This is a genomic window from Ruegeria sp. CDSA021 (assembly GCF_059612325.1).
The window spans coordinates 101,822-128,407 of sequence record NZ_JBXWQJ010000002.1; the positions used below are offsets into that span (position 1 = coordinate 101,822).

The 26,586-nt window shown below is 57.7% G+C and carries 20 protein-coding genes; 11 read left to right on the plus strand and 9 right to left on the minus strand.

Going from position 1 to position 26,586, the window contains the following annotated elements:
- The 3 genes from AC2FLD_RS02735 to AC2FLD_RS02745 form a co-directional block, all read right to left on the minus strand.
- On the minus strand, nt 1-1,524 hold the full coding sequence (locus AC2FLD_RS02735) for a hypothetical protein (RefSeq protein ID WP_496667587.1): 1,524 nt from the start codon (nt 1,522-1,524) through the stop codon (nt 1-3).
- Nucleotides 1,525-1,759: 235 nt separating this feature from the next.
- On the minus strand, nt 1,760-2,551 hold the full coding sequence (gene trpA / locus AC2FLD_RS02740; RefSeq protein WP_050603120.1) for a tryptophan synthase subunit alpha: 792 nt from the start codon (nt 2,549-2,551) through the stop codon (nt 1,760-1,762).
- A gap of 78 nt (nt 2,552-2,629) precedes the next feature.
- Entirely contained in the window at nt 2,630-3,118 is a 489-nt protein-coding gene (locus AC2FLD_RS02745; RefSeq protein WP_496667586.1) for an acyloxyacyl hydrolase, read from the minus strand.
- Nucleotides 3,119-3,318: 200 nt separating this feature from the next.
- Between AC2FLD_RS02745 and ychF the strand changes: the two genes are divergently transcribed.
- From ychF to AC2FLD_RS02780, 7 genes are all read left to right on the plus strand, one after another.
- On the plus strand, nt 3,319-4,416 hold the full coding sequence (gene ychF / locus AC2FLD_RS02750; protein ID WP_496667585.1) for a redox-regulated ATPase YchF: 1,098 nt from the start codon (nt 3,319-3,321) through the stop codon (nt 4,414-4,416).
- A 199-nt stretch (nt 4,417-4,615) separates the two neighbouring features.
- Entirely contained in the window at nt 4,616-5,695 is a 1,080-nt protein-coding gene (locus AC2FLD_RS02755) for a DUF2652 domain-containing protein (protein ID WP_496667584.1), read from the plus strand.
- 219 nt (nt 5,696-5,914) lie between these two features.
- Complete coding sequence (locus tag AC2FLD_RS02760; protein ID WP_496667583.1) at nt 5,915-6,796, plus strand: LysR family transcriptional regulator; 882 nt, start codon at nt 5,915-5,917, stop codon at nt 6,794-6,796.
- 85 nt (nt 6,797-6,881) lie between these two features.
- On the plus strand, nt 6,882-8,585 hold the full coding sequence (locus AC2FLD_RS02765) for an NAD(P)H-dependent oxidoreductase subunit E (RefSeq protein ID WP_496667582.1): 1,704 nt from the start codon (nt 6,882-6,884) through the stop codon (nt 8,583-8,585).
- A 13-nt stretch (nt 8,586-8,598) separates the two neighbouring features.
- On the plus strand, nt 8,599-11,382 hold the full coding sequence (fdhF, locus tag AC2FLD_RS02770) for a formate dehydrogenase subunit alpha (RefSeq protein WP_496667581.1): 2,784 nt from the start codon (nt 8,599-8,601) through the stop codon (nt 11,380-11,382).
- A 115-nt stretch (nt 11,383-11,497) separates the two neighbouring features.
- Nucleotides 11,498-12,283, plus strand: a complete 786-nt coding sequence (locus AC2FLD_RS02775; protein ID WP_496667580.1) for a cyclase family protein — start codon at nt 11,498-11,500, stop codon at nt 12,281-12,283.
- A 13-nt stretch (nt 12,284-12,296) separates the two neighbouring features.
- Nucleotides 12,297-12,818, plus strand: a complete 522-nt coding sequence (locus AC2FLD_RS02780) for a thioesterase family protein (RefSeq protein ID WP_496667579.1) — start codon at nt 12,297-12,299, stop codon at nt 12,816-12,818.
- A gap of 4 nt (nt 12,819-12,822) precedes the next feature.
- Here the strand turns inward: AC2FLD_RS02780 and AC2FLD_RS02785 are convergent, their stop codons facing one another.
- The 3 genes from AC2FLD_RS02785 to AC2FLD_RS02795 all read right to left on the minus strand — a co-directional run bounded on the left by AC2FLD_RS02785 (nt 12,823) and on the right by AC2FLD_RS02795 (nt 20,078).
- On the minus strand, nt 12,823-16,911 hold the full coding sequence (locus tag AC2FLD_RS02785; RefSeq protein WP_496667578.1) for a translocation/assembly module TamB domain-containing protein: 4,089 nt from the start codon (nt 16,909-16,911) through the stop codon (nt 12,823-12,825).
- A complete protein-coding gene (locus tag AC2FLD_RS02790; protein ID WP_496667577.1) occupies nt 16,908-18,713 on the minus strand; it encodes an autotransporter assembly complex protein TamA in 1,806 nt (601 codons plus the stop codon). The genes AC2FLD_RS02785 and AC2FLD_RS02790 overlap by 4 nt, the downstream gene beginning before the upstream one ends.
- 141 nt (nt 18,714-18,854) lie before the next feature.
- Nucleotides 18,855-20,078 carry a urate hydroxylase PuuD gene (locus tag AC2FLD_RS02795; RefSeq protein WP_496667576.1) on the minus strand — a complete coding sequence of 408 codons (1,224 nt, stop codon included), beginning with the start codon at nt 20,076-20,078 and terminating at the stop codon, nt 18,855-18,857.
- A 96-nt stretch (nt 20,079-20,174) separates the two neighbouring features.
- Between AC2FLD_RS02795 and AC2FLD_RS02800 the strand changes: the two genes are divergently transcribed.
- A complete protein-coding gene (locus tag AC2FLD_RS02800) occupies nt 20,175-21,095 on the plus strand; it encodes a LysR family transcriptional regulator (protein ID WP_050603130.1) in 921 nt (306 codons plus the stop codon).
- A gap of 56 nt (nt 21,096-21,151) precedes the next feature.
- On the opposite strand, the gene uraH is transcribed toward AC2FLD_RS02800, so the two are convergent.
- Complete coding sequence (uraH, locus tag AC2FLD_RS02805) at nt 21,152-21,508, minus strand: hydroxyisourate hydrolase (protein ID WP_496667575.1); 357 nt, start codon at nt 21,506-21,508, stop codon at nt 21,152-21,154.
- A gap of 164 nt (nt 21,509-21,672) precedes the next feature.
- Here uraH and puuE point away from each other — a divergent pair, with 164 nt between their 5' ends.
- The 3 genes from puuE (at nt 21,673) to AC2FLD_RS02820 (ending at nt 25,067) form a co-directional block, all read left to right on the plus strand.
- Nucleotides 21,673-23,091 (plus strand): allantoinase PuuE, encoded by a 1,419-nt coding sequence (gene puuE, locus AC2FLD_RS02810; protein ID WP_496667677.1) that lies wholly within the window; start codon nt 21,673-21,675, stop codon nt 23,089-23,091.
- The gene (locus AC2FLD_RS02815) at nt 23,088-23,573 is read left to right on the plus strand and encodes an ureidoglycolate lyase (protein WP_496667574.1); all 486 of its coding nucleotides are present in this window, start codon (nt 23,088-23,090) and stop codon (nt 23,571-23,573) included. The genes puuE and AC2FLD_RS02815 overlap by 4 nt, the downstream gene beginning before the upstream one ends.
- Before the next feature lie 63 nt (nt 23,574-23,636).
- Nucleotides 23,637-25,067 (plus strand): nucleobase:cation symporter-2 family protein, encoded by a 1,431-nt coding sequence (locus tag AC2FLD_RS02820; RefSeq protein WP_496667573.1) that lies wholly within the window; start codon nt 23,637-23,639, stop codon nt 25,065-25,067.
- A 46-nt stretch (nt 25,068-25,113) separates the two neighbouring features.
- Here the strand turns inward: AC2FLD_RS02820 and AC2FLD_RS02825 are convergent, their stop codons facing one another.
- Entirely contained in the window at nt 25,114-26,100 is a 987-nt protein-coding gene (locus AC2FLD_RS02825; RefSeq protein WP_496667572.1) for a type I glyceraldehyde-3-phosphate dehydrogenase, read from the minus strand.
- Between the two features lie 54 nt (nt 26,101-26,154).
- Nucleotides 26,155-26,478: a hypothetical protein gene (locus AC2FLD_RS02830; RefSeq protein ID WP_496667571.1), complete on the minus strand. Its 324-nt coding sequence runs from the start codon at nt 26,476-26,478 to the stop codon at nt 26,155-26,157.
- Between the last annotated feature and the right edge of the window lie 108 nt (nt 26,479-26,586).

The window sequence follows — 26,586 nt, forward strand, 5'->3', positions numbered from 1 at the left end:
CTATTCAAACAAATCCTCCTTAATGTCTTCCCGGAAGATGTGCGGAACTACCCGCGCCATTGCCGCTTCCTGTTCACTGACGAGCGTTATCTTTCCGGAGGGTAACATTTCTCTCAGGCATTCGAGATGCGCCGCTTTTGTGTAGGTATCGCGGGTCATGATGCCCGAAAATGAGTTTCGCGTATCACGCTCTGACGGAGGGAGATTGAAATAGAACCTGCGAAGGAAGCTGAGTGAGAGCCGCCTTTCCTCAGCTCTGTCGAGCTCAAACTGAAGGGTCGCGTCGGGTGTCCTCTTCGCTCGCTTGAGCTTTTCATGAACCTTCTCACCGAAGAGGCGGAATTCTGACTCGGCAGCTGCGAAGAGTGCTCCTTCTTCATACCGCCCAGAAGGTCGTTGGAATTCCAAGAGGGGCGCGGTGAACGTTGTTCCGTCTGCCTTGGTATAAGTCTTTCTGATCTTCATTGGCCCTTTGCGGCCACTGTAGTGGTCGAGCAGATAATTGGCGGGATCGATGGTGGGATCGAAATCGACATCTATTCGGTAAATGTAGCCAGAATCGATATCCGCACTGATCGAACAATTCAACTGAGTCAGGCGGCGGTCAGTGCGCGTCTCCCAGTTCACCGAAAGAACAATATCGTCATGGGCAATTTTGTGATGGCGAAATTTCCCGAGGCGTTCGTGGTCCTTACGCCACTTGTCCAACTGGGCCTTTTCATAAGCAAGGAGGACTTCCTCAAGCCAAAATATGCGATCGTAGAACCGCGACATGCCAACCTGTCGCCTGCCATCAGGGCTTCTGAAAATTCGGCGCATATCACTCATTCCTGACTCATTGACCAGGTGGTTCAGGATTTGGATGTTCTCAGTTCTTTCCTTCTGCCGGCGATGCGGCGCGGACACCGTAAACCGGGAGCCTCTTTGGCCTTTGCATGCTTTGCAAACGACACGCATTCCGAGGGGCTTTCCACCCTTTCGGCTACCTTTTCTGGGCGTGGTTTTGCCGTTGGCTCCATCGAGGGCAAACGCAGTCGGATCCTCAAGATACCGCTTTCCGCAGCTACCGCATCTTGGTCCATCCAGAACGCCGTTCATCGACCTTAGGCGATTTGTTTCCGCCACGAGGTGAGCATTGGAAAGAACCTTCTGACCCAAGCCACATTTTCGGTTCCCAGCCTTGTGCTGGCATACCATGGTTCTTGTATCCATCCATGCTCTTGGCTCGTTCTCGTATTCGAGGATGGAAGAAACCCGCGCATCTTCTTTCTTGCCCGAGGAAGACAGCTTGTATTGCCCAGCACCTGCGGAAATCGCTGCGCTCGAAGCAGCCGCCAGTTTGAATTTCGAAGACCCACCACGAGGGTCAGGAATGTCAGGATTGAATTCGAAGCCAAAATTTCCACAATCCGGATTTCCGCATGTGTTCAAATTTACTCGACCGACAACCTCTGGGTAGATCTGGTCGAGCGATAGGTTTTCGATGCTCTCGAACAAAGTACCCCCCACCTTCAGTTTTGCCATAGCGTTTCCCGCAGATTGTTATTTTGGCCAAATCTCGCAAATACGAAGCCCGGGACTGCGAAGTCCCGGGCATCAGGCCGATCTGTCATCGACTTTGAAATCGAAATTCAAATAAAAATCAATGTCCTGCCGGATAAACTCCGGCAGGAAAGGATGGGAAGCCTCCTATCGGACGGAATGCGTCAGGGCATTCCGCGGCGGGTTTTTTTTGACTCTTTGTGATCCGCTATTGAGGTCAGACGCTGTGCGCCCCATCCGACAGAGACTTCACAAAGTCCAACACTTCGGCCACCGGTTTGCCCGCCCCGATCTGGCTGACAATCGCGGATCCAACCACAGCACCGTCGGACACCGTTGCAATATTGCGGGACTTCTCGGGCGTGTTGATGCCAAAGCCCACGATTACCGGCAAATCTGTCGCGGCTTTGATACGAGCGACCTCGGGGCCGACATCCGTGGCCTGCGCTTCCGCCGCGCCGGTGATCCCGGTGATCGAGACATAATATACGAAACCGGATGTGTTCTGCAGAACGCGCGGCAGGCGTTTGTCATCCGTGGTGGGGGTCGCCAGGCGAATGAAGTTCAGGCCCGCTGCCTGTGCGGGCAGGCAGAGTTCCTCATCTTCCTCGGGGGGAAGGTCGACAACGATCAGCCCGTCAATGCCGACCTCTTTGGCATCGGCCAGAAAGGCGTCTACACCCCGGCTGTAAATAGGGTTGTAGTACCCCATCAGCACAATCGGTGTTGTATCGTCGGTTTCCCGAAACGCGCGCGCCAGATCCAATGTGCGTTGCAAGGTCATGCCACCATCCAGCGCGCGTTGTCCAGCGGCTTGAATGGTGGGGCCATCGGCCATCGGGTCGGTGAACGGCAGACCCAGTTCAATGACGTCTACACCAGCACCCGGCAGGCCTTTGACCACTTCAAGCGAGGTGTCATAGTCGGGGTCTCCTGCCATGACATAGGCGACAAAGGCTTTCTTACCATCGGCTTTCAGGGCGGCGAACTTGGCGTCGATACGGGTCATCGGATGTCCTTGCACTCGGGTTTCGACCCGTGTGCAGAAACTTTGACCGAAAATCAATCCCGCCAGGGCAGGATTAGATCAGAAGCCCAGATGATACCGCAGCAGCACTGCGTTCACTCCGGGGTTTTCGTCGTTTGTGCTGGCGTTAGACTTATGTGTGATCGCGACCGACACGCTGTTTCCGTTGTCCAGGGTATAACCAAGGCCCAGAAGGCTGCGGATCTGAAAGTCACCCCCCAAATCGTTCAGATCAATACTTGTATTGAAATATCCCGGCATGACGCTGCCTTCGACGAACCAGCGTTCGTTCAACGAATACAGTCCGACCAACCCTAAGCCGATGTGAAAGTCGCTATTGTCATGAACAGACAATGCTGTTCCCCAGCTCGCGCTGAACCGGGTCGCCTGATGAAACGGCTTATGGTGGTATTCCAGGGAAAAAAGCGCTTGATCCTCTGATGCGCTGTCGGAAAAGTCCGCATATCCAGCACCAAATATAACAGTCTGGGCCTGGGCTGTTGCGTATGTGGAGGCCGCCAACGCGGTCGCAAGTAAGAGCTTTTTCATAGTGTTCTACCGGTAAAATCTCGTCGTACGCTGCTAAGTGGTTATCGTAAGGCCATTTTTTCAATTCCACCAAGAACACGTTTTTGGAACGTTTTTGTGATGTGTCGAAATAGACTCAGCTGTAACCAGCCCAGCAATGGCTTGCGCATTGAGGCTGACCTGCATAGAAGCTGCGTTCGTATTCTATGCAGGAGGCCGTGATGGGCTTTAAAATGGGAATCGTGGGTCTGCCGAATGTGGGCAAATCGACCCTGTTCAACGCGCTGACCAAAACCGCAGCTGCACAAGCAGCGAACTTCCCGTTTTGCACCATCGAGCCCAACGTGGGCGATGTGGCTGTGCCGGATGATCGGCTGGACAAACTGGCCGCGATTGCGTCGTCCAAGCAGATCATTCCAACGCGCATGACATTTGTAGACATCGCTGGTCTGGTAAAGGGGGCCTCCAAGGGTGAAGGGCTGGGAAATCAATTCCTGGCCAATATTCGCGAGACCGACGCCATTGCCCATGTGCTGCGCTGTTTCGAAGATGGCGACGTGACCCATGTGGATGGCAGGGTCGATCCCGTAGCCGATGCCGACACCATCGAGACCGAGCTGATGCTGGCCGATCTGGAAAGCATAGAAAAGCGCCGCGCCAATCTGGTGCGCAAGCTAAAGGGCAATGACAAAGAGGCGCAGCAGCAAGACCGTCTGTTGACCGAGGCGCAAGCGATGCTGGAAAACGGCAAACCCGCGCGTCTGGTCGAAGTCAGCGACGAAGACGCTAAGGCTTGGAAGATGCTGCAACTGCTGACCACCAAGCCGGTGCTTTACGTCTGCAACGTGTCCGAGGAAGAAGCTTCCGAAGGTAATGAATACTCAGCCAAGGTCGCCGAGATGGCTGCGGCGCAGGGCAATTCCCACGTCATCATCAGCGCCAAGATCGAAGAAGAGATCAGCCTGCTGGAAGAGGACGAAGCGCAGATGTTTCTGGAAGAGATGGGATTGGAAGAGCCCGGCCTCGACCGTCTGATCCGTGCCGGTTACGACCTTCTCAAGCTGGAAACCTATTTCACCGTCGGGCCGAAAGAGGCCCGCGCCTGGACCATTCGCACCGGAACTGCCGCGCCGCAGGCCGCTGGTGTGATTCATGGCGATTTCGAGAAGGGTTTCATTCGCGCCGAGACCATCGCGTATGATGACTACATATCTGCCAATGGCGAACAGGGCGCCAAAGATGCGGGCAAGATGCGGGCTGAAGGTAAGGGCTACATCGTCAAGGACGGCGATGTGATGCATTTCTTGTTCAATACGTAACAGCAGAGTGCTTCGGCTCGGCTGAGTACCTTATGAGCTGTGCTTTGGTGAGGCCAAGAACCGATGTGAGCCCGAAGCGGTCGACTACAGCAATCTGAAATTGAGACCTTCTATGCCCGTCTGGCCATAACAGACGCTTGCGTGTACCTTTCCGGTACTGGAGCAAAAAACGTACCGACCGCTCTTTGGGGAGAGGGCAATGACAGCAACACAAACTGGGTATCTGCTGATCGCCGATATTTCGGGGTACACGCAATTTCTGACATCCTCGGAAATGGACCATGCCAATCCTATCCTGCAATCGCTGTTGGCCGCACTGATTGAGCAAGTCGGCGATCCGTTGCATTTTTGGAAAACCGAGGGCGATGCTGTCCTTGCATACTCGACACGTCAGGATTTCCCATCGGGTGAGACGTTTCTGACCATCTGCGAAAACCTGTACAACGCATTTACCCTCAGGCGGCAGGACATAATCGCAAACACGACATGCCCATGCCGAGCTTGCGCCAATGTCGACAATCTGGACCTCAAAATCATCGCCCACCACGGCCATTTTGACGAAATGCAGCTTGGCCCGACTAAGGACATTTCGGGAGCCGATGTCATTCTTGTTCACCGGATGACCAAAACAGACGTATCTGAGAACACCAGTATTCACAGCTATGCCCTGTTCAGCGAAGCCGCCGCCGCCGCCATGGACATCAGTGATATAATGCAGCCTTTTTCGCAAGATATCGAACATTTTGGTAAAGTCCGCATGAAGGTCTATGATTTGGCTAAATCATGGGAAAAAATGCGCGCTGATCGCCAACGCGATTTCCTCGAAGAGCAGGATGGCGTATGGACCATGCGATACCATTTCGACGCTCCCATTGGGGTCGTTTGGGAGGCTCTCGTTGCTCCCGAACATAAACTGAAGTGGATGAATCGCGTCGGCGATATCAAGATGGAGAACCCCCTTGGACGCCTTGGTCCAGGGTCGGGTTATCATTGCGCACACGAAATGGCCCAATTTTTTTATCGTGTTACAGATTGGGAACCCTTTGATTACTTTTCAACGCGCATTCTGGACCCTGCGCGCCCGGGCGTCAGCTTCCCTGAGACCTACCATCTGATAGAAACTAAAACGGGCACCGAGCTGCGGTACACAATGGGTATGGCAACCGACGCCGATGGCACGCGTTCGGAAATCTCCGAACAAGAATGTTCAGCGTTTTTGGCGGAATTCTGGGCCGTGTCTTTTGCGGACATGAATGAACAACTCAGCCAATCCAAATAGCACCGTTCTACCCAAAGATCTGACCGACGCCCGACACTGGATCATATAATGTCAGCTTTGCCCGCATAGCCGACTATCGGTATGGTCCCGGAACTGCGCGTATTGGAATTCGGTATCTGAGGTTACCGCTGTTTTCCGACATGTCAGTTAGCCATTCTTTCCTCTCCGGTTAAAACCCCGTTAATGTGGGTTTCGACCTGCCTATCGAGATTGTGCCAAATGATTGAAATCCGCGACCTGCAACTGCTAAGCGCCCTCGCGCGGCATCGGCATTTTGCGAAGGCGGCCGAGGAATGCGGGATTTCGCAACCCGCATTCTCCATGCGAATCCGCAATCTCGAGGATCGGCTGGGCGTCTCGATCGTGCGGCGTGCCAACCGGTTTCAGGGGCTGACGGAAGAGGGTGAGATGATCGTCCAGCGGGCGCGGCGTATCCTCGACGACACCAAGGCGCTGGAGCAGCAAGTGCTGGCCGCCAAAGGCGAGATCACGGGCACGCTGATCTTGGGCGTGATCCCCACCGCAATAGCTTTCACGGGGCGTCTGATCAAACGATTGCGTGATGCCCATCCACGCATCATCACGCGGATCGAAACCATGTCTGCATCCGCCATTCAGCACCGGCTGGACGAGGGCAGCTTGGATGCGGGCATCACCTATGGCGACAGCATCGGCACCGATCTGCGGCAGGTGCAGCCACTGTATGAAGAAACTTATGTTCTGCTGGTTCCGTCACATATGACCGATGAGACCGGCCCGATCCCCTGGGCGCGTGTGGCGGATTTTCCGCTCAGCCTGCTTGAGCCACAGATGCAAAACCGTCGTATTCTGGACCATGTGTTTGAAAAGCAGGGTTTGCACCCTGACGTTGTGGCCGAAACCAGCGGCTTCACAGCCTCGATGGTGATGGCCCGAGAGGGGCTGGCCGCGACAGTTGTGCCTCGGGTTCTGGTGCGGGCGCTGGGCGAGTTGAAGGGGACAATGGTGCTGCCACTGATTGATCCCGTTGTCAGCAAACCGATTTGTCTTGCCACCCTCAGCCGCGACCCGGAATTGCCAACGGTACAGGCGTTGCGCGCTGTGGTGACGTCTTTGCGGTGATAAGGTGTCGTTATCGTGCGATTGCCAAAAGCGATTTGACGATATGGTAGTCTGATGAGACACGGGGCCTCAATCGGAGGGCATCATGGCACCATTAGATACCAAGCCATCAGGCGCACCCAAGGGCGTCTGGAAGTCAGGTAAAGGCAAGGGGCGGCACACACCCAAAGGCCGTCAGTTCACGGATGACGCACAGGCCGAGATCACACGCCTGTTGGGCAATCGCCCGCGTCGCCGGGACCTGTTGATCGAATTTTTGCATTTGATTCAGGACGAACACGGCCATATCAGTGCCGACCACATCGCGGCCTTGGCCGTTGAGATGCGGATCGGTCAGGCGGAAATCTATGAGACCGCCACCTTCTATGCCCATTTCGACGTAGTGAAAGAAGGCGAGACGCCTCCGCCCGCACTGACCATCCGGGTTTGCGATTCCCTGTCCTGCGAGATGGCCGGTGCCCAGCAGCTGCAGAAGGCGCTGGAAGACGGGCTGGACGCCTCCGAGGTTCGCGTTGTGCGCGCGCCCTGCATGGGCCGTTGCGATACCGCTCCGGTGCTGGAAATCGGTCACAACCATATCGACCATGCGACACCGGAAAAGGTGCAGGCCGCCATCGCGGCTGGCGATACCCACGCCCATCTGCCCGACTACGAAACCTTCACCACCTATGAGGCAAACGGCGGCTACGCCAAGCTGAAAGAGCTGCGCGACAGCGGCGATTGGGAGAAGGTGCAGGAAGACGTCCTGTCCTCGGGCCTGCGCGGTCTGGGCGGCGCTGGCTTCCCATCCGGCAAGAAGTGGGGCTTCGTTCGCATGAATGAAGGCCCACGTTATCTGGCTGTGAATGGGGACGAAGGCGAGCCGGGCACGTTCAAGGACCGTTACTATCTGGAGCGTACGCCGCATGTCTTCCTCGAAGGTATGCTGATCGCTGCCTGGGCGGTCGAGGCCGAGACCTGCTTTATCTACATGCGCGACGAATATCCGGCGGTTCTGGAAATTCTCGCCCGCGAGATTGCCGCGCTGGAGAACGCCGGGATCGTCGAAAAAGGCTATATCGACCTGCGCCGGGGTGCCGGCGCCTATATCTGCGGTGAAGAATCCGCAATGATCGAGTCGATCGAAGGTAAAAAGGGACTGCCGCGTCATCGTCCTCCGTTTGTGGCGCAGGTCGGGGTCTTTAACCGTCCGACCTTGGTGCACAATGTCGAGACGCTTTATTGGGTCTCCAAGATTTGCCGCGAGGGGCCCCAGGTTCTGAACTCAGTTGAAAAGAATGGCCGCACCGGCCTGCGCAGTTATTCGGTCTCGGGCCGTGTTGCAAAGCCTGGTGTGTATCTGCTGCCCGCAGGTTCGACCATTCTTGACGTGATTGATGCCGCCGGCGGCATGGCCGAAGGCCATGTGTTCAAGGCGTTTCAACCGGGCGGGCCGTCGTCAGGTCTTCTCCCCTCGAACATCGACGACGTCCCGCTCGACTTTGACACTTTGCAACCGCTGGGCACCTTTATCGGGTCCGCTGCGGTTGTGGTTCTGTCCGATCAGGACACGGCCCGCGATGCGGCGCTGAACATGTTGCGGTTCTTCGAGGATGAAAGCTGCGGCCAGTGTACGCCCTGCCGGGCGGGCTGCGAAAAAGCGGTGAAGCTGATGCAGGCCGACAAATGGGATCAAGACCTGCTGGAAGACCTGTGTCAGGTCATGGGCGACGCCTCGATCTGCGGTCTGGGGCAGGCGGCCCCGAACCCGATCCGTTTGGTCATGAAACACTTTGCTGACGAAATCTGAGGGAGACAAAGCCATGCTTGATGCAAGCCCAACCAAGACCGTCACCTTCAACCTGAACGGCGATGACGTCACCGTGCCCGAGGGCACCACGATCTGGGACGCGGCCAATGGCCAGGGCCTGATCATACCGCACCTGTGCCACAAGCCGGCACCGGGCTATGCACCTGACGGCAATTGCCGCGCCTGTATGGTCGAGGTGGAAGGCGAGCGCACTCTGGTCGCCTCATGCATCCGTCCTGCCGCCGAGGGCATGGTCGTCAAGACTGACACCGACCGGGCCGAGAAATCGCGCGCGATGGTGATGGAGTTGCTGGTCGCCGACCAGCCCGAGCAGCCGCATGATGCCTCGAGCCACTTCTGGGACATGGCCAAGCTGAACGATATCAGCGACAGCCGCTTCCCGGCCAAAGAGGCCGAGAAAATCCCGTTGCTGGATGAAAGCCACGTTGCCATGCGAGTCAATCTGGACGCCTGCATCAACTGCAATCTCTGCGTTCGCGCTTGCCGTGACGTGCAGGTGAATGACGTAATCGGGATGGCCGGTCGCGGACATACGGCGCAGGTGGTGTTCGACCAGAACGACCCGATGGGCGCATCGACTTGTGTCGCCTGCGGCGAATGCGTTCAGGCCTGCCCGACCGGTGCCCTGATGCCCGCCACAGTGCTGAACGATCAGCAACTGGGCGACAGCAAGGACTACGATAGCGAAACCGAAAGCGTCTGCCCGTTCTGTGGCGTGGGCTGCAAGGTCTCGCTGAAGGTCAAGGATGGCAAGGTCAAGTATGTCGAAGGCATCAACGGCCCCGCAAACGAAGGTCGCTTGTGTGTCAAAGGCCGCTTTGGCTTTGACTATATCCATCACCCGCACCGCCTGACCAAGCCGCTGATCCGGCGCGAGGATGCGCCTGCCAAGGGGCTGAACGTCGATCCCGGTAACATCGGCACCCATTTCCGCGAAGCGACCTGGGAAGAGGCGATGGACCTGGCCGCCACCAAGCTGAAAGCGCTGCGCGACGAAGATCCGCGCAATGTTGCTGGCTTTGGTTCGGCCAAGTGCACCAACGAAGAGGCCTATCTGTTCCAGAAGTTCATCCGTCAGGGGTTCAAGCACAACAACGTCGACCATTGCACCCGCTTGTGTCACGCATCGTCCGTTGCGGCCCTGATTGAAAACGTGGGCTCGGGCGCTGTGACCGCGACCTTTAATGAGATCGAAAACGCAGACGTGGCGATCATCATCGGCTCGAACCCGATCGAAAACCACCCGGTGGCTGCGACCTACTTCAAGCAGTTCACCAAGCGCGGTGGCAAACTGATCGTGATGGACCCGCGCGGCGTCGGTATGCGCAAGTTTGCCGACGAAATGCTGCAGTTCCGTCCCGGTGCGGATGTCTCGATGCTCAACGCGATCATGAATGTGATCGTCGAGGAAGAGCTGTATGACAGCCAGTACATCCACCGCTGGACCGAGAACTGGGAAGCCGAGAAAGAGCACCTGCGACAGTTCACGCCCGAGGCAATGGCGCCTATCTGCGGCATCGAGCCGGATCAGCTGCGCCGCGTGGCCCGCACCTTTGCGCGGGCCAAGGCTGGTCTGATCTTCTGGGGCATGGGCGTCAGTCAGCATATCCACGGCACGGACAACTCCCGCTGCCTGATCAGCCTTGCTCTGATGACGGGTAACGTAGGCAAGCCTGGCGCGGGTCTGCACCCGTTGCGCGGCCAGAACAACGTGCAGGGCGCATCTGATGCGGGCCTCATCCCGATGTTCCTGCCGGATTACAAGACCGTCACCGATGACAACATTCGGGCGCAGTTCACCGAAGTCTGGGGCTCGGACGATTTCTCGAATGAAAAGGGCCTGACCGTCACCGAGATCATCGACCAGATCTATGCGCGCAACATCAAGGGGATGTATATTCTGGGTGAGAACCCGGCCATGTCCGACCCGGATGTGAACCACGCGCGTGATGCGCTGGCCAAGCTGGATCTGATGATCGTGCAGGACATTTTCCTGACCGAGACGGCGAACTACGCCGACATCATCCTGCCTGCCTCGGCACTGTATGAAAAGAACGGCACGGTGTCGAACACCAACCGTCAGGTACAGCGTGTGCGTCCTGCGGTGGCACCTCCGGGCGAGGCGCGTGAAGATTGGGCAATCACGGTCGATTTGGCGCAACGTATCGGTCTGAACTGGGACTACACCGATGTGTCTCAGGTCTTCAACGAGATGAAGCTGACCATGGAATCGCTGAACAACATCACGTGGGAACGGCTGGAAACCGAGACGATTACCTACCCGTCGCTCAGCGAAACCGACCCGGGCCAGTCCATCGTGTTTGGCGATGGCTTCCCGCGGGCTGATGGCAAGGCGAAATTCACACCGGCCAGCATCATCCCGCCGGATGAGGCCCCGGATGAAGAGTATCCGATGATCGCCACAACAGGTCGCCAGCTGGAGCATTGGCATACGGGTTCAATGACCCGCCGTGCCGCTGTTCTGGATGCGGTGGAGCCCGAGGCGAACTGCTCGATGAACCCGCGCACGCTCAAGCTGATGGGGATCGAACCGGGTGAAATGATCCGCCTGACGACCCGTCGTGGTTCCATTGAGATCATGGTGCGCGCCGACCGGGCGATTGCCGAGGATATGGTCTTTATCCCGTTTGCCTATGTTGAAGCAGCCGCGAACATGCTAACCAATTCGGCCATCGACCCTTATGGCAAGATCCCCGAGTTCAAGTTCTCTGCAATCAAGGTCGAAAAGATCGAAGATGCCATCGCAGCGGAATAACTCCGGAACTACACGATCCTTCGAAAAGGCGGTCTTTGCGGGCCGCCTTTTTCGCGTCTTGACAGTTGGTTGCGCGCGCCCAACGCTAAACCATAGATCAGTTATGGAGGAATAAATGGCGCGGCGTTTTGTGGACCTGTCCGTTCCGCTGGAAACCGGCATTGTATCGGACCCGCCGATCATGCTGCCCGAGATCGAGTACATGGCCCATGACCAGACCGCCGAGCAGGTCATGGGTTTTTTCCCCGGCCTTGCGAAAGAAGACCTGCCGGGGGGCGAGGGCTGGGCGGTCGAGCGATTGCATATTGCAACCCATAACGGCACCCATCTGGACGCGCCCTACCATCACCATTCCACGATGAACAAGGGCGAGCGGGCGATCACCATTGATGAGGTTCCCCTGGAGTGGTGCATGAACCCCGGTGTCAAACTGGATTTCCGTCATTTCGAGGATGGCTATGTGGTTACCGCAGCGGACGTTGAAGCCGAGCTGAAGCGGATCGGTCATACGCTGAACCCGTTGGACATCGTAGTGGTCAACACGTCGGCAGGGACGCAGTACGGCCAACCCGACTATCTGATGAAAGGGTGCGGTATGGGCCGTGAGGCGACCTTGTACTTGACCGAGCGCGGGGTTCGGGTGACCGGAACAGATGCCTGGAGTTGGGATGCGCCATTCCCTCTGACTGCGCAGGTATATGCAGAAACCAATGACCCCTCGATCATCTGGGAAGGGCACCGCGCCTCGATGGAGATTGGGTACTGCCACATGGAAAAGCTGACCAATCTGGAAACGCTTCCGCCGACAGGGTTTGAGATTTCCTGTTTCCCTTTCAAGATCAAAGGTGCTTCGGCAGGGTTCATCCGCGCCGTTGCGATCTTCGAAGATCCGGGCGAGTGAGGACTGTTCAGCCATGTCGCAGGATACACAGCCGTTAAGCGGCCATGAGGGCCCGTTCGATGCGCCCGTTGAAATTCACGAGTTTGCGCTGCAACCAGACTGGATCGACTATAACGGGCATATGAACGTCGGCTATTATGGCGTCGCGTTCGACATGGCCTTCGAACGGCTGCTTGTCGATCAACTGGGCCTTGGTGAACCTCAGGTCCCCGCGCTGGGGCAGGGGCCTTATATCCTGCAATCACACATGCAGTTCCTGAGCGAGGTAACCGAGGACATGACGATCTGCTTCCGGTTTCGATTGCTGGATGCGGATCACAAACGAGGGCACTATTTTGCCCAGATGATATCGGCCCCCGATCAGACTGTTTGCGCTACGCAAGAGGCGCTGTTCATGAATGTCAGTCATCGAACCGGAAGGTCCGAGCCCTATCCGGATTGGGCTGTCACGCGACTGGCCCGCATGGTGACGGATCACGCGTCTTTGCCACCTGAGCTCCAGATCGGTCAGCCGATTGGGATTCGCCGCAAGTGACGCTTTAGTAATCGCGTTCAAAAAACACCCCGATACCTGTATCGCCACGACCGTCGACCGTGCCCTTGACAGTGAAGTTGTCGGTCACGTCCAGGTTCAGGTTCACCTCGGTGTCGCCTTCGGTGTTGACGGTAAAGTCGGTGTACAAGTTCTCGCCCAGATAGGCGCCAGCCCCCAACCGCCCCGCGCCGCTTTCCGAAGCGCCGACGTCAATTGTATCCACGCCCGTGGATTCGCGCAGACCCTTGGTTGCGTCGCCACCCGCGCCGCTGAGCTGGGCCAGAGACGCCGCCATCTGCGCGATAAGGAACGGAGAAATTTCTGAGAAACGGTTTCCGAACAGCAGCATCGCCAGCGCTTCTTCGGCGGGACGTTCGGGGTCAGAGAACACATTGACTTCGGGCGAATCCAAGGGCCCTGCAATTTCAATCGTGGCAGTGCCGTCCGAGGTGCTGGCGGAAGACTCGAACTCGATATAAGGCGTCAGATCGCCCTGTAGCGTCACGATGCCTTTTGTCAGGGCCAACCTGCGGCCCAGAATGTCGAAATTCCCTCGGATCAGTTCAATCTGGCCCGACGGAACAACGGCAGCGGTGGTACCGCCGATGAAAATCCGGCCGCCCAGTTCTGCGTTCACGCCCCGCCCACGGACAAACACGGCTTTGGGGGCCAGTAGACTTATGTCTAGCGCAATTCTGGAATTGCTTTGTCCTTCGTCTTCTTTTGCGACCAACCCTGCGCGTTCTCGGGTGACAAAGGCGGGGCGGCTTTCGTTGACATGCTCAATCTCGGGGATCGGGGCTGCGCCGACCGCGCCAGAGGCGGCTGCAAGATTGATGTTGGTTTCGTCGAAAGTGATTTGCCCGGCCAGCGAACTGTTTCCGACCAGTGCTCCGGTCATTGCGATCTGGCCGTTCAGGGTGGTTTCGTAAAGCAGTTGATCCGTCAGCACGAGGCCGTTCAAGGCGGTGGTGATCTGGGCGTTGAAAGGCGGTGTAAGGTCAACGGGCCCGTTGACGGTAAAGCCGCCTCCGGCTCGCACTCCGCCGCTGAGGTTGATGGTTGCACGGCTTTGCGCCAGATCGATCTGGCCGCTGATACCGGTAATGGTTTGACCGGCCCCGGGAATAGCAAGAGACGTACCAGAGGTGGTGACAGATCCGCTCAGAGAGGCCAGACTAGGTGCCCCTTTAAGGGTCAGGTTGAAACGTGCCGACCCATCGATCTTGTTGGGCGTGATAAAGACGTTTGCAATCCCGAGGTTGACGCCTCCTTGCGCGGTCAGATCGGCCTCGGTGCTGGCTTCGTCGAAGGTTCCGGCAACGGTACTGGCGATGTCAGCAGGCCCTTCGGCTTTGGCGTCGATGGTCCAGACGCCATTGTCCCGCTTTGCATTGCCCGACGCTGCAATAGTGCCTGGGAATTCGGGTACAAACCGCTCAATCCGGTTGAACTTTGCATCGAAATCCAGATCAGCTGCGCCGTTCGTGTCCACCGAGCCCGCGACCTTGGCATAGGAGCTGTCCGGCCCCTGCAAATTGGCTGTGCCTTCAAATCCCTTGCTTGTGGGCGCGACGTTTCCATCCAGTTTCAATGGGCCTGTAACGGTTTCAGACAGTCGGCCCAGATCGTCTAGCGCAGCTGTAAAGTCTAGCCCTCCGGCATCCCGGTCCAGTTTTCCGGATGCCTCTGCTGACAGGGCGGTTCCCTTCAATTGGAAGCTGCGGATATCCAGCCCGTCATCGCCATTCTGGGCATCCACGGTCAAGGTCGTGCGCCCTTGGATCAGTTTGTCTACGACGTCGATTCCGGTTTGGATGTCATTCGCATCCAGATTGCCTTTCACGTCAAAGCTCTTGCTGCCCATCGCACCGTTGCCAGAAAGGTCAGTTTTTACCGACCCGGCCAAATCGCGTTTGGCAAGGCCCGAGAACAGAGACAGGTTCGGGATGTTCAGGCTGGCTTGTCCGTCCACAGCCAGAGCATTTGTTGGATCGTCGATTGTGGCCGCGGCTTGCGCCGTAAGGGCAGTCCCGTTCACCTGGGCGTCGCGGATCACGATTTGATCCTGGCTGAGCGCGCCGTCAAAGGTGATTTCGGTCCGGCCAGCAAGCAGGGGGTCAATCTCGGGCATACCGGTTTTGATATCCCGGCTTGTCACACTGGCTGTGCCGTCGAATTCCAGCGTCTTAACCGCGCCTGTACCGCTCAGCTGCGCCTGTAGTGCGCCGTCGAGCTCGCGATTTGCAAGGCCGGAGAAGATGGACAGGTCCTGGGCATTGACCGTGGCCTGCCCGTCGATGGTCAGGTTGCCGCCGGGGGTGGTCACTGCGCCGTCAGCTTGCGCGCGCAGTGTGTCGCCGATCAGGGTGAAGTCCCGTATCGTTACCCCATCTGCGCCCCGCTTGGCGTCCACGGTGATTGTGGTGTTTCCTCGAATAACGGGGTCGATGTCGCCGCGCCCGGTGGACAGGTCAATTCCCTCCACCTCAAGCTTGCCGTCGAAGCTACCCTCCAGCGGTGCGCCTTTCCCGACAAGCCGGGCAGAAGCCCGCCCGCCAAGCTCCATCTGCGCAAGGTCCGAAAACCGCGACAGGTCCCTGGCCTGCAATGTGGTGGTGCCATCCACGGCCAGACCGGTGGACAGGCCGCTGATCACAGCGTCCAGTCCCAGTTCATAATCTGAGCCAACCAGTTCCAAGCCCGACAGGTTCACCGTTTGATCACTGCCATAGGCGAACAGACCATCCAGCGTGACACGGTCGCCAATGGCTGCGTTCAGCGAATCGTCGGCCAGATCGATCCCGTCCAGTGCAGCCTGAAGATCGCCATCCAGTTGCAGGGCCGTCCCCTGTTCCAGCGTCCCCTGTGCCGATATCTGCGCGCGTTGCAAATCGATCTGCGGTGTTTTCACACCGTTGGCCGTCAGGCTCAGATCCCACAGGTTGCCGTTTTGCTCATCAAACAGCGCCGAAATCTGTGCTGCTTCGATGGATGTATCACCGCCCGAAATTGGCAGAACCACACTTTGCCCGTCCGGCGGTGTGATCCGTCCCTGCAGTGCGGCCAATTGCAACTGACCACCGGCGGCCAGTTGCAGTTCACCCTTCAGGTTCAGCGCTTGTGAGGTCAGCTCAAGGTCGCTGATGTTCAGCGCGCCATCGGGTTCGGTTCGACCGTCTACAAACAACAGTGTCTTGGTGCCGAAAAACGTATCCATGTTGTCAGCGACAAAGGGTGTCAGATCCCCACCGAGATCGGCGGTAAAGGCAATACCCTCTTCGGCGCTTACAGCGGCGGTTGGGGCCGCCCGCAATCGAACTTGCCCGGTCACACGCGGCTGGCCATCGCTGCTGAGGCCAATGTCTGCGGTAAAATCGCTTACCGGACCTGACCCTTTTGCCGTCAACCCAATGGGCGGGCTGTCAGGGATCTTGAGAGCCGTCGAAATCAGGCCACCCGCAGCTTCGGTCACCTGTAGGTCAAGATCGATTTGACTGTCGGCGTTCTGAAATCCAGCGCTCAGCTTGATTTCGTCCCCTGCGCGGTCCAGCCGGGTGATGTCGAGATTGGTATCCAATGTGCCATCGGCAAGTGACAGGTTTCCATTCACGGCCAGCTCTGCTGCAACGCCGATCAAGGGCTCGCCTAGGGCCAGCTCGCTGATGCGGATTTCGCCGATTTCGATGGCGACGGGAAGCTCGGGCAGTTGAAAGGCCTGCGTCTCGGCCGCAGGGGGCGGAGTATCCTTGGTGGTGGTGCCCGGGGTGCGGGCGATATCAATTTCCTGTGCGGTCAGGGCGTTGACTGAAAACCGGCCACGGATCAGCGCCAGGCGGTTCCAATCCAGCACGGCATCCGTGATGGTCAGCCAGACCCCTTCGTCGTCGGCAATCGTGATCTCGGCAATCGTGGCCCGCGAACTCAGCGCGCCGTGCAGGCCCGAGACGGTAACGTTCTGATCGTCACCTGACAGGGTATCCTGCAGGAACCGTTCGATCATGCTGCCGCCTTCTTCCTCCTGCGCCAGACCGGCGACAGGTGCAAGTAACAGCGTTCCGATCAGCAGAGTGTATGAAAGGTGGCGTCTCAAAATGCCTGTCCGATCCCGATGTAAAACTGCAGTCCGTCTCCAGTAGGGCCACTCACCGGATAGGCGAGATCAAATCGCAAAGGTCCAAATCCGCCCAGGTCGTATCTTACGCCAATACCAGCACCAGAATGATCTTCGGCACCGCTGCCAATGAACGAGGACGTGTCGACTACACCGTAATCGTAGAACCCGACCAATGACAGGCTGTCGGTGACCTTGCCGCGGACTTCACCGGACAAGCCAATAAACGACTTGCCGCCCGCGATGCCGGTCCCGACTGGAATACCGAGGCTTTCAAAAGGTTGCCCGCGAACGGTTCCCGCACCGCCAGAGAAGAACAGAAAATCAGGCGTTACGCCATCAGCTGGCGGACCGATGACTGACCCCAGTTGCGCGCGCCCGGCCAGAACGATCCGGCCACCTGTTCCCAGACTGGTATAGGCCCGACCGTCAAAGAACAGGCGGATACCGCTGTCAGTCCCGGAAATCCCGACAAAGGGCATGACTTGCGAGTCCAGATAGAATCCGCGTGTGGCGCTGACTTTGCTGTCACGTTGGTCCCATTCAGACCGGAATGGCACAATAAAATACCTGAACTTGCGACCGCTGCCATACGCGTCGTCGGCGTCTGACAGCTGAAAGCCTGCAGATGCTTCGGCATACAAGTTGTCGGAAAAGGTGCGGCGTGCACCATATGCCAAAGACGCGACCGACACGTTGTAGTTTTCCGTGTTGCGCCGTTCCAGCAGAGCGCTCCAGAATGTGTTGTCGTCCGGGCCCAGGCGATCCGGTTGATCCAGACGCAACCCGATCCTGCCATCGATATCCTCGGCCCCGCCGATATTGCGTATCGCCGCTTCAAAGCGCAGACGCTCGGCACGTTTGAACATGTTGCGATGGGTCCAGGTTGCGGTGACGTCAACACCATCGCGCGAGGCCACCTCGACCCCGAAGGTCAACCGTCGTTTGGGCAGGTCCTCGAACGTTGCATCAAAATCCAGCGTGCCATCAGGGTTTGGTGTCTCACGCTCTTGCAACGAGACCACGTTGAACGTGCCGGTTCGGCGCAGACGCGTTCCCACCCTTTGGATCTTTTCAGGAGAATAAACCTCTCCGCTTGGAAAGCCGGCGATCTTTTCGATCGACCTGTGACGCACATCCGAGTCGCCCTTGATGAACATCTTGCCGAATGTCAGCCTGCGCCCCGGATCCAGCTCGATCTGAGCATCCAGTTGCGCCTGCGCATGACGCGCGATGACCCTCTGACCCGCGACCCCGGCCTTTGCATGACCCGCATCCCGCCACCCTTGTACACCGGCCGAGGTGGCCTGCTGAATGGCACCGGTTGTCGCCAGTTTGCCGGTGGCAAATTCCTCGGGCAAAACAGTTTCGGGGGCCAGCGGCTGCACCGTGGCGGTTCCAAACTTGAAGCTGGGCCCGGTCTCAACGGTAATTGCTGCCCGGTCGATTTTTGCAGGCACGGTCAGCGAACTCATTTCGGCGGCTTCCTGACCATCGAGCTTTATGCTGACAACAGGGCTGAAATACCCCTCATCATAGAGGATCTGCACAAGCGTTCGGTAATCCGAAAGCGCGGCGGAAAGGATTTCCAGCGGGGTGTCCAGGCCGCGCTCTTCAGCCGTGGTGACGGATGACGTCTCTTTCAGGCGATCCACCAACTCCTTGGACGCACCCGGGGCGGTCAGGCTGGTTTCTAATGCCATCGCCAAGTTTGGGGCCAAAGCCACAACAGCGACACTCAGCCAGCGCCTCACACGGCCTTGCGGCTTGCTCCCTTGCATGAATTGCCCCAAATGTCCCAGTTCCAAACATCATGCACCGTGTTCGCCACGGTCCTTTGCATTCAGGTTAGAGCATCCGAATGCGATCTGGGAGAGAGATTATGAGCCAGGTGCGAAATTTTGGGGCAAATTGCGTTTGTGCTACAGTCCGGCGTTGCGCACCCAACGGATGATGGCCTGACGGTCTTCGGGTTCCATGTAGGTTACGTTTGCCGGAGGCATCGCGTGGGTGACGCCAGCCTGCAAATAGATTTGCTGCGCATTTCTGGCAATGTCGGCCTCGGTTTCCAAGAGCACACCTTTTGGGGCCCAAAGAATGCCTTCCCAAACCGGCTCGCGCGCGTGGCACATCGAGCAACGCCCAAGAACAATGTCATGAGCGTCTTCGAACCCGTCTGCATCAGCAAACTTCTGTTCGTATGACGTCAGGGGCTGTGCTTCGGCCTCTTCCAGCGGCTGGTGCATGGGGGCCGTCGACAGCCACATGATGGCAATGAACAACAGTGCGGTGGCCAACCACGTCCAGGTCGGATTGCCTGCACGGGCATGGCGGGTGTTGAAATAGTGCCGGATGGTCACGCCCATCAGGAACACTAGCGCAGCGATGATCCAGTTGTATTGCGTTGCAAACGCCAGCGGGTAGTGGTTCGACAGCATCAGGAACAATACGGGCAGTGTCAGATAGTTGTTGTGCGTCGAGCGCAACTTGGCGATCTTGCCGTATTTCGGATCCGGCATGCGCCCGTTTTTCAGATCGTCCACCACAATGCGCTGGTTGGGCATGATAATGAAGAACACGTTTGCCGTCATGATCGTGGCCGTGAACGCTCCCAGATGCAGCATCATCGCGCGTCCGGTGAAAATCTGGTTGTACCCCCAACCCATTGCCACCAGCAGTACGAACAGCAAAACCATCAGCAAGGTCGGGCGTTCCCCAAGCCCTGATTTGCAAAGGAAATCATAAACCAGCCATCCAACGGTAAGCGAGGCCGCCGAGATCAGAATACCTTGCCAAAGTGCCAGATCGGCCTTTCCCGCGTCGATCAGATACAGCTCTCCACCGACCCAATAGACGATCATCAGCAGCGCTGCACCGCTGAGCCAGGTTGAATAGCTCTCCCATTTGAACCAGGTCAGGTGATCGGGCATCCGTTCTGGTGCGACCAAGTACTTCTGGATGTGATAAAAGCCGCCGCCATGGACCTGCCATTCCTCGCCATCTGCCGGACCAGGAATATTGCGGTTCAGACCTAGGTCGAGTGCGATGAAATAAAAAGAGGATCCGATCCAGGCCATGGCGGTGATCACGTGCAACCAGCGCACGGCAAAAGCCATCCAGTCCCAGAACACGGCAAAGTCGTACATTTCAGAGGTCTCCGATTAGTTGCCGACACACTAGGCAAACAGGCTTTTCTTCGGTATTCCCGTATATTGTCAAACTGTATCAAAAAAAACGAAAAGATGTCTTATCTCGACAATATCCGAACCTTTGTCAGGGTCTATGATCTGGGCGGCATGTCTGCAGCAGGGCGGGACCTTAGAATTTCTCCGGCCGTCACTTCGGCGCGGATTTCTCAGCTTGAGGACCACCTGGGCGTGCGCCTGTTCCAGCGCACGACCCGCAATCTGTCTCCGACAGAGCAAGGCAAGGCGTTTTATCCCGGAGCGGTCGCGGTATTGGATGCGGTAGACGACGCCGAGGCCAAGGTTTCCCATCTGACCGAGGCCCCGCGCGGATCATTGTTTGTTGCGGCGCCTTTGGGGGTGGGGCGCCGTCTTCTGGCACCGCACGTGCCTGATTTTCTGGCTGCTTACCCAGAAGTTGACGTGCGTTTGCGCCTGACAGACCGATCTGTTGACCTGACGACCGAAGGGCTGGACCTTGCGTTTTTCATTGGCCAGCCCGAGGACAGCACCTTGCGCATTCGCAAGATCGCGGATTGCCAGCGCGTGCTATGTGCCGCCCCGGCCTACGTGTCACGTTGCGGTATGCCATCAACCGGGGTTGATCTGGTCGCCGACAAACATGAATGCCTTAACCTGCGCTTTCCAGGAGCGGCCGAGTATCAGTGGATGCTGGAAACCCCTGAGGGACCGAAACGCTTTGCGGTGTCGGGGCGGTTTGAATGTGATGATGGAGATGTTTTAACGGATTGGGCTTTGTCAGGGCAGGGGATTGCAATGAAGCCCGTTTTTGAGATCGCCGAGCACCTCAAATCGGGACGTCTGGTCCCGGTTGCAACGGAAACGCCGCCGGTTTCCGTGCAGATGGCCTGTCTATACACGCACCGGCGGCATCAAGACCCGAAAGCACGCTTGTTCATGGATTTCATGATCGAACGAATCGGAAAAATCGTCCGAAATACAGAGTTTCCAGCCTAAGACGGCTCCCACCTCTGCAAAACGGACAGCAACCGGCGGGAACACTCTTTTTTCGATCAGCTGCCGCGATAAGTTGAATAGCCGTATGGCGATAGCAGAAGCGGAACGTGGTAATGTGCCTCTGGGTCGGACATGCCGAACCGGATGGGGACCTGGTCCAGAAACAAGGGGTCGTCTCCGTCCTGACCTGTTGCGCGCAAGTAATCCCCTGCAAAGAAGATCAGTTCATAAGTACCGGGTTTGAACGCGTCCTGCGGCAAGATCGGGCTGTCCGTACGGCCATCCGTGTTGGTCTCCATCTCAACCAGCTTGCGATGAGAGTTTCCGGACACGCTGTAGAGCGCAATTTTCAGCCCCCCGGCAGGGCAGCCACGCGCGGTATCCAGAACATGGGTTGTCAAATAGCCTGCCACCGGTCTCTCCTTTTATGTATCTTTTGATTTGTTGCAGTCTGGCGCAAGGTTCAAAACAGTTGAAATGCCGAAAGAACCGGAAACAGCGTTCGGATTGATTTGATAATCAAAGTGCGCGTTCTGGGATAAGCCTGATGGAAACAGATATAGGAACGGACAATACCATGCAGCCGCCGCGTTACCCTCGTGACATGATCGGATACGGAGCAACCCCGCCCGAGGTGAAATGGCCAGGCGAGGCCAAGCTAGCCGTACAGATCGTGCTGAATTATGAGGAGGGCGGCGAAAACTGCGTACTTCATGGCGATGACGCGTCCGAGGCGTTTCTATCCGAGATCGTGGGGGCCGCGCAATGGCCAGGTCAGCGGCACTGGAACATGGAGTCGATCTATGAGTACGGCGCGCGTGCCGGGTTCTGGCGTCTGCATCGGCTGATGAAGGATCTGCCGATCACGGTATATGGCGTGGCAACATCTCTGGCGCGCTCGCCAGATCAGGTGGCGGCGATGAAATCCGCTGGATGGGAGATTGCCAGCCACGGTCTCAAATGGGTTGAGCACAAAGACATGGCCCCGGAAGAAGAACGCGCGCACATCGCCGAGGCTATACGTTTGCACACCGAAGTTGTCGGTGACCGTCCGCGCGGGTGGTACACAGGGCGCTGTTCTGAAAACACGGTGCGTTTGGTCGCGGAAGAGGGCGGCTTTGCCTATGTTGCGGACACTTATGCGGACGATCTTCCCTACTGGATGCAGACGGGAGGGCGGGATCAGTTGATCGTGCCTTACACGCTGGATTGCAACGACATGCGTTTTGCGACGCCTCAAGGATTCAACTCGGGCGATCAGTTTTTCTCGTACCTGAAAGACAGTTTCGACGCGCTGTATGCCGAGGGTGAGGCGGGGGTGCCCAAGATGCTCTCGATCGGTTTGCATTGCCGCCTGATTGGCCGCCCGGGTCGGGTGATGGCGCTGAAACGGTTCTTGGATTATGCGCAGGGTTTTTCTGATGTCTGGTTCGCAACGCGTCTGCAAATCGCGCAGCATTGGGCGACCACTCATCCACCGGTGCATCGCGCACGACCATCTCAGATGGACCGTGCCGCGTTTGTCGAGGCGTTCGGTGGAATTTTTGAACACTCAGCCTGGATTGCCGAACGCGCCTATGATCTGGAACTGGGCCCGGCACATGACACCGCAGGGGGGGTGCATAACGCGTTGACGCGGATGTTCCGTTCGGCGTCTGAAGATGAGCGTCTGGGCGTCCTGACCGCGCATCCGGATCTGGCGGGCAAGCTGGCGCAGGCCAAGCGGTTGACGCAGGAAAGCACGTCCGAGCAAGCGTCAGCGGGTTTGGACGCACTGACCGACGCCGAACGCGAGACGTTCACCGATCTGAACCAGCGCTACACTCAGACATTCGGTTTCCCTTTCATCATCGCGGTACGAGACCACAACAAGGCGTCGATCCTCGAAGCTTTTCAGCGGCGCATCGAACAGGATCGCAAAACGGAACTTGCCGAAGCCTGCCGTCAGGTTGAACGGATTGCAGAGTTCCGCTTGCGGGACGTTTTGCCATCATGACCCGGCGGATCGTGGCAGAGGTGATCTCGGAAGAAGCATTTGCCCCCTTCGGCGATCTGGTCGAGGCGTCCGGAGCGCCGGACAAGATCATAAACCAGGGGCAATGTGGCCGGTTTCACGATCGGGCGAAGCTGGACTTTGCCGACGGCCAGGCCGGGATAAGCCTGTTCAACGCCAATCCGCGTGCGCTGCCTTACACGCTTGAGATGGTCGAGCGCCACCCTGATGGAAGCCAGGCGTTCATTCCCATGACGCATCAACCCTTTCTGGTGATTGTCGCACCAGACGATGCCGGGTTGCCCGGTGTTCCGCGCGCTTTCATTACCAAGGCGGGTCTGATGGTGAACTATCACCGCGGTACGTGGCATGGTGTTTTGACACCTCTGCATAGCCCCGGTCTGTTCGCGGTGGTGGACAGGATCGGCGCCGGAGCCAATTTGGAAGAACACTGGTTCGACACGCCTTATGAGGTCGTGCCGTAACCCAATGAAGCCGCAGGATAAGCGGCAATACCCCCGTGAACTCTGACTGGGAGGACAGCACTCATGGCCGAAACTTCGATTGGAACACCCGAACAGCTTCGGGATCCGAACTATACGCCTGCTCTACACAAGGCGATTCCACTGGGTATTCAGCACGTTCTGGCGATGTTCGTCTCGAACGTGACGCCTGCTATCATTGTGGCGGGCGCTGCAGGGTTTGGGTTCGGGTCGAATTCGCCTGACTTCCCCGAGCTTTTGTATCTGATCCAGATTTCGATGCTGTTTGCTGGCGTGGCAACGCTGTTGCAGACGGTTACTCTGGGTCCGGTTGGGGCTGCATTACCGATTGTTCAAGGCACCAGCTTCGCCTTTCTGCCCATCATGATTCCGCTTGTGGCGGGCAAGGGTGTCGATGGGCTGGCGGCCTTGTTCGGGGGTGTGATCATCGGTGGCGTGTTCCATGCCTGTCTGGGGGCTGTCATCGGTAAGATCCGCTTCGCTTTACCCCCACTTGTAACTGGCCTTGTGGTTACGATGATCGGTCTTGCGTTGGTCAAGGTCGGGATCCAGTACGCCGCTGGCGGGGTCCCAGCTATCGGTACGCCGGAATACGGCTCGATGCTGAACTGGTCGGCGGCGATGGTTGTTATTGTCGTGACACTCGCATTGAAATTCTTCGCCCGGGGGATGCTTTCGGTTTCGGCAGTCCTGATCGGTCTGGCGGTAGGGTACGGTTATGCGTTGATGGTCGGGATGGTTACTTTCGAGGCGATTGGTACAAGCTGGGGCCGTGCCTCGGCCTTCGCACTGCCTGTTCCGTTCAAATACGGCTTTGAGTTTTCGTTCGCAGCAGTCATCGGCTTCTGCCTGATGGCCTTTGTCTCGGCCATCGAAACCGTTGGTGACGTTTCAGGTGTGACCAAAGGTGGTGCGGGTCGTGAAGCGACGGATGAAGAAATTGCCGGTGCGACTTATGCTGATGGCATTGGCTCGGCGCTTGCTGGTGTATTTGGCGGGTTGCCCAACACGTCGTTCAGCCAGAATGTCGGCCTGATTGCGATGACCGGGGTGATGAGTCGCCATGTTGTGACCATTGGCGCTTTGTTCCTGATCGTGTGCGGATTGGTTCCGAAGGTCGGTGCTATAATCCGGACAATTCCCATCGAGGTATTGGGCGGAGGCGTGATTGTCATGTTCGGGATGGTCGTAGCAGCGGGCATCTCCATGTTGTCTGATGTCGATTGGAACCGACGCAACATGGTGATCTTTGCGATCTCGCTTTCCATCGGATTCGGGTTGCAGCTTGAGCCCGACGCAGTTCAGCACCTGCCGGATACTCTGGGCATCCTCATGAAAAGCGGTTTGCTGCCTGCTGCGGTCATTGCCATCGTACTTAACCTCGTTCTGCCGGAAGAGCTGACAGAAGAAGCCACCGAAGAAGTATCGGGTGGAATGTCCGGGCATGGCGCCGGAAGTTTACCGGGTCACAAATAGCCAAACCAACGCCGGATCGCGCCCCCACTTGCGGGCCGCGGTCCGGTTACTCGGTGGCCATAAGGCGTGCGACATCCAGCATCCGGGCGGAAAAGCCCCATTCATTGTCATACCAGCCGAAGACCCGAGCCTGGTTTTTGCCTACCATACGGGTTTCCAGCCCGGCAATAACCAGCGATTCCGGGCGGGCGCGCAGGTCGGACGAGACCAGTGGCAAGTCCGTCCAGCCAAGGACAGGGGATGCAGCAACAGCCTGTTTCAGGCAATGATCGAAGGTTTCGGCACTCATGCCGCGCTGCAAAGTGACCACGAGGTCCACGGCTGACACGCTTGCTGTGGGTACACGGACAGCCGCGCCAGAAATGCGCCCGGCCAGATGCGGCAGGACGACATCGATCAGGTGCATGGCGCTCGATGTTGTGGGTACCATCGAAAGTGCGCCTGCCCGAGAGCGTGCGAGGTCACCGCGCGGGGCGTCGACCATGGGCTGACTATTGGTGTAGCAGTGGATGGTCGTCATGTGCCCCGCCGCAACGCCGCCGATATCGTCGATGACCTTGACCAAAGGCACCAGCCCATTGGTGGTGCAGGACGCGTTTGACACAATCCGGGCGCTACCCAACTGATCCTCATTTGCTCCAAGTACAATGGTCACATCCGCAGCGGGTGACGGGCCCGAAATCAGGACTTTGCCCGCACCTGCGGTCAGACCGCGGCGTGCGTCGTCGGAGCTGCGGGCAATTCCCGTGCAGTCCAGCATCACGTCCACGCCAGACAGATCCACACGGGTCAGGTCGGCGCTATGCGTCACCGGAACTGTCCGGCCATCCACGATCAGCGCGGCGTCTCCTTCGGACACGTCACCTGGGTAAGGACCGAATGTGCTGTCATATTTGAAAAGGTAAGCGCAGGTTTCCAGCGGTGCGATGTCGTTGATCAGCACCAGCTCGATATCTGACCCTTCCGGCAGGGCCAGAACCTGCCGCAGGATCGTGCGGCCGATGCGGCCGAATCCGTTAATCGCGAGTTTCATGCGCAAGCTATGGCAGGCCGGTCGGGCGACCTCAATGCCTTAACTGACGCATTGTCAGTTGCAGCTGACCTGCGAGAAGAACTGGCCCGAGATGTTCTGATACATGCTCGCCACAATCGGTTTACACCCGGTTGCCTGCTGAATCGCGGCGATGGCCTGAATCGTGCGCAAACGCGGCGGGGGCCCAAACGGGTTGAGGTTGTTGTTGTCGCGCGTGGCGCGGTAAATGACTGGCGCGTCAGAGATCTGTGTCACCGCCCAGGTGCGGCTCATGACGAAGACGGACTTAGTCTCTTCCTTGGCCGAAATGGGTGACGTGTACAAAGCCGCAGACGCGGCGAGTGCGGCAATGGCCAGCAGGGCAGGGCGCAGTTTCATGGAACAATCTCCAATGCTCAAAATCAGAATTTGCTTGGATTTCAGCAAATTCCGGCGCGTGTGTGAAGCCCTGAAACCATAAATTCACTGTGCGACCCCGCGAGCAAC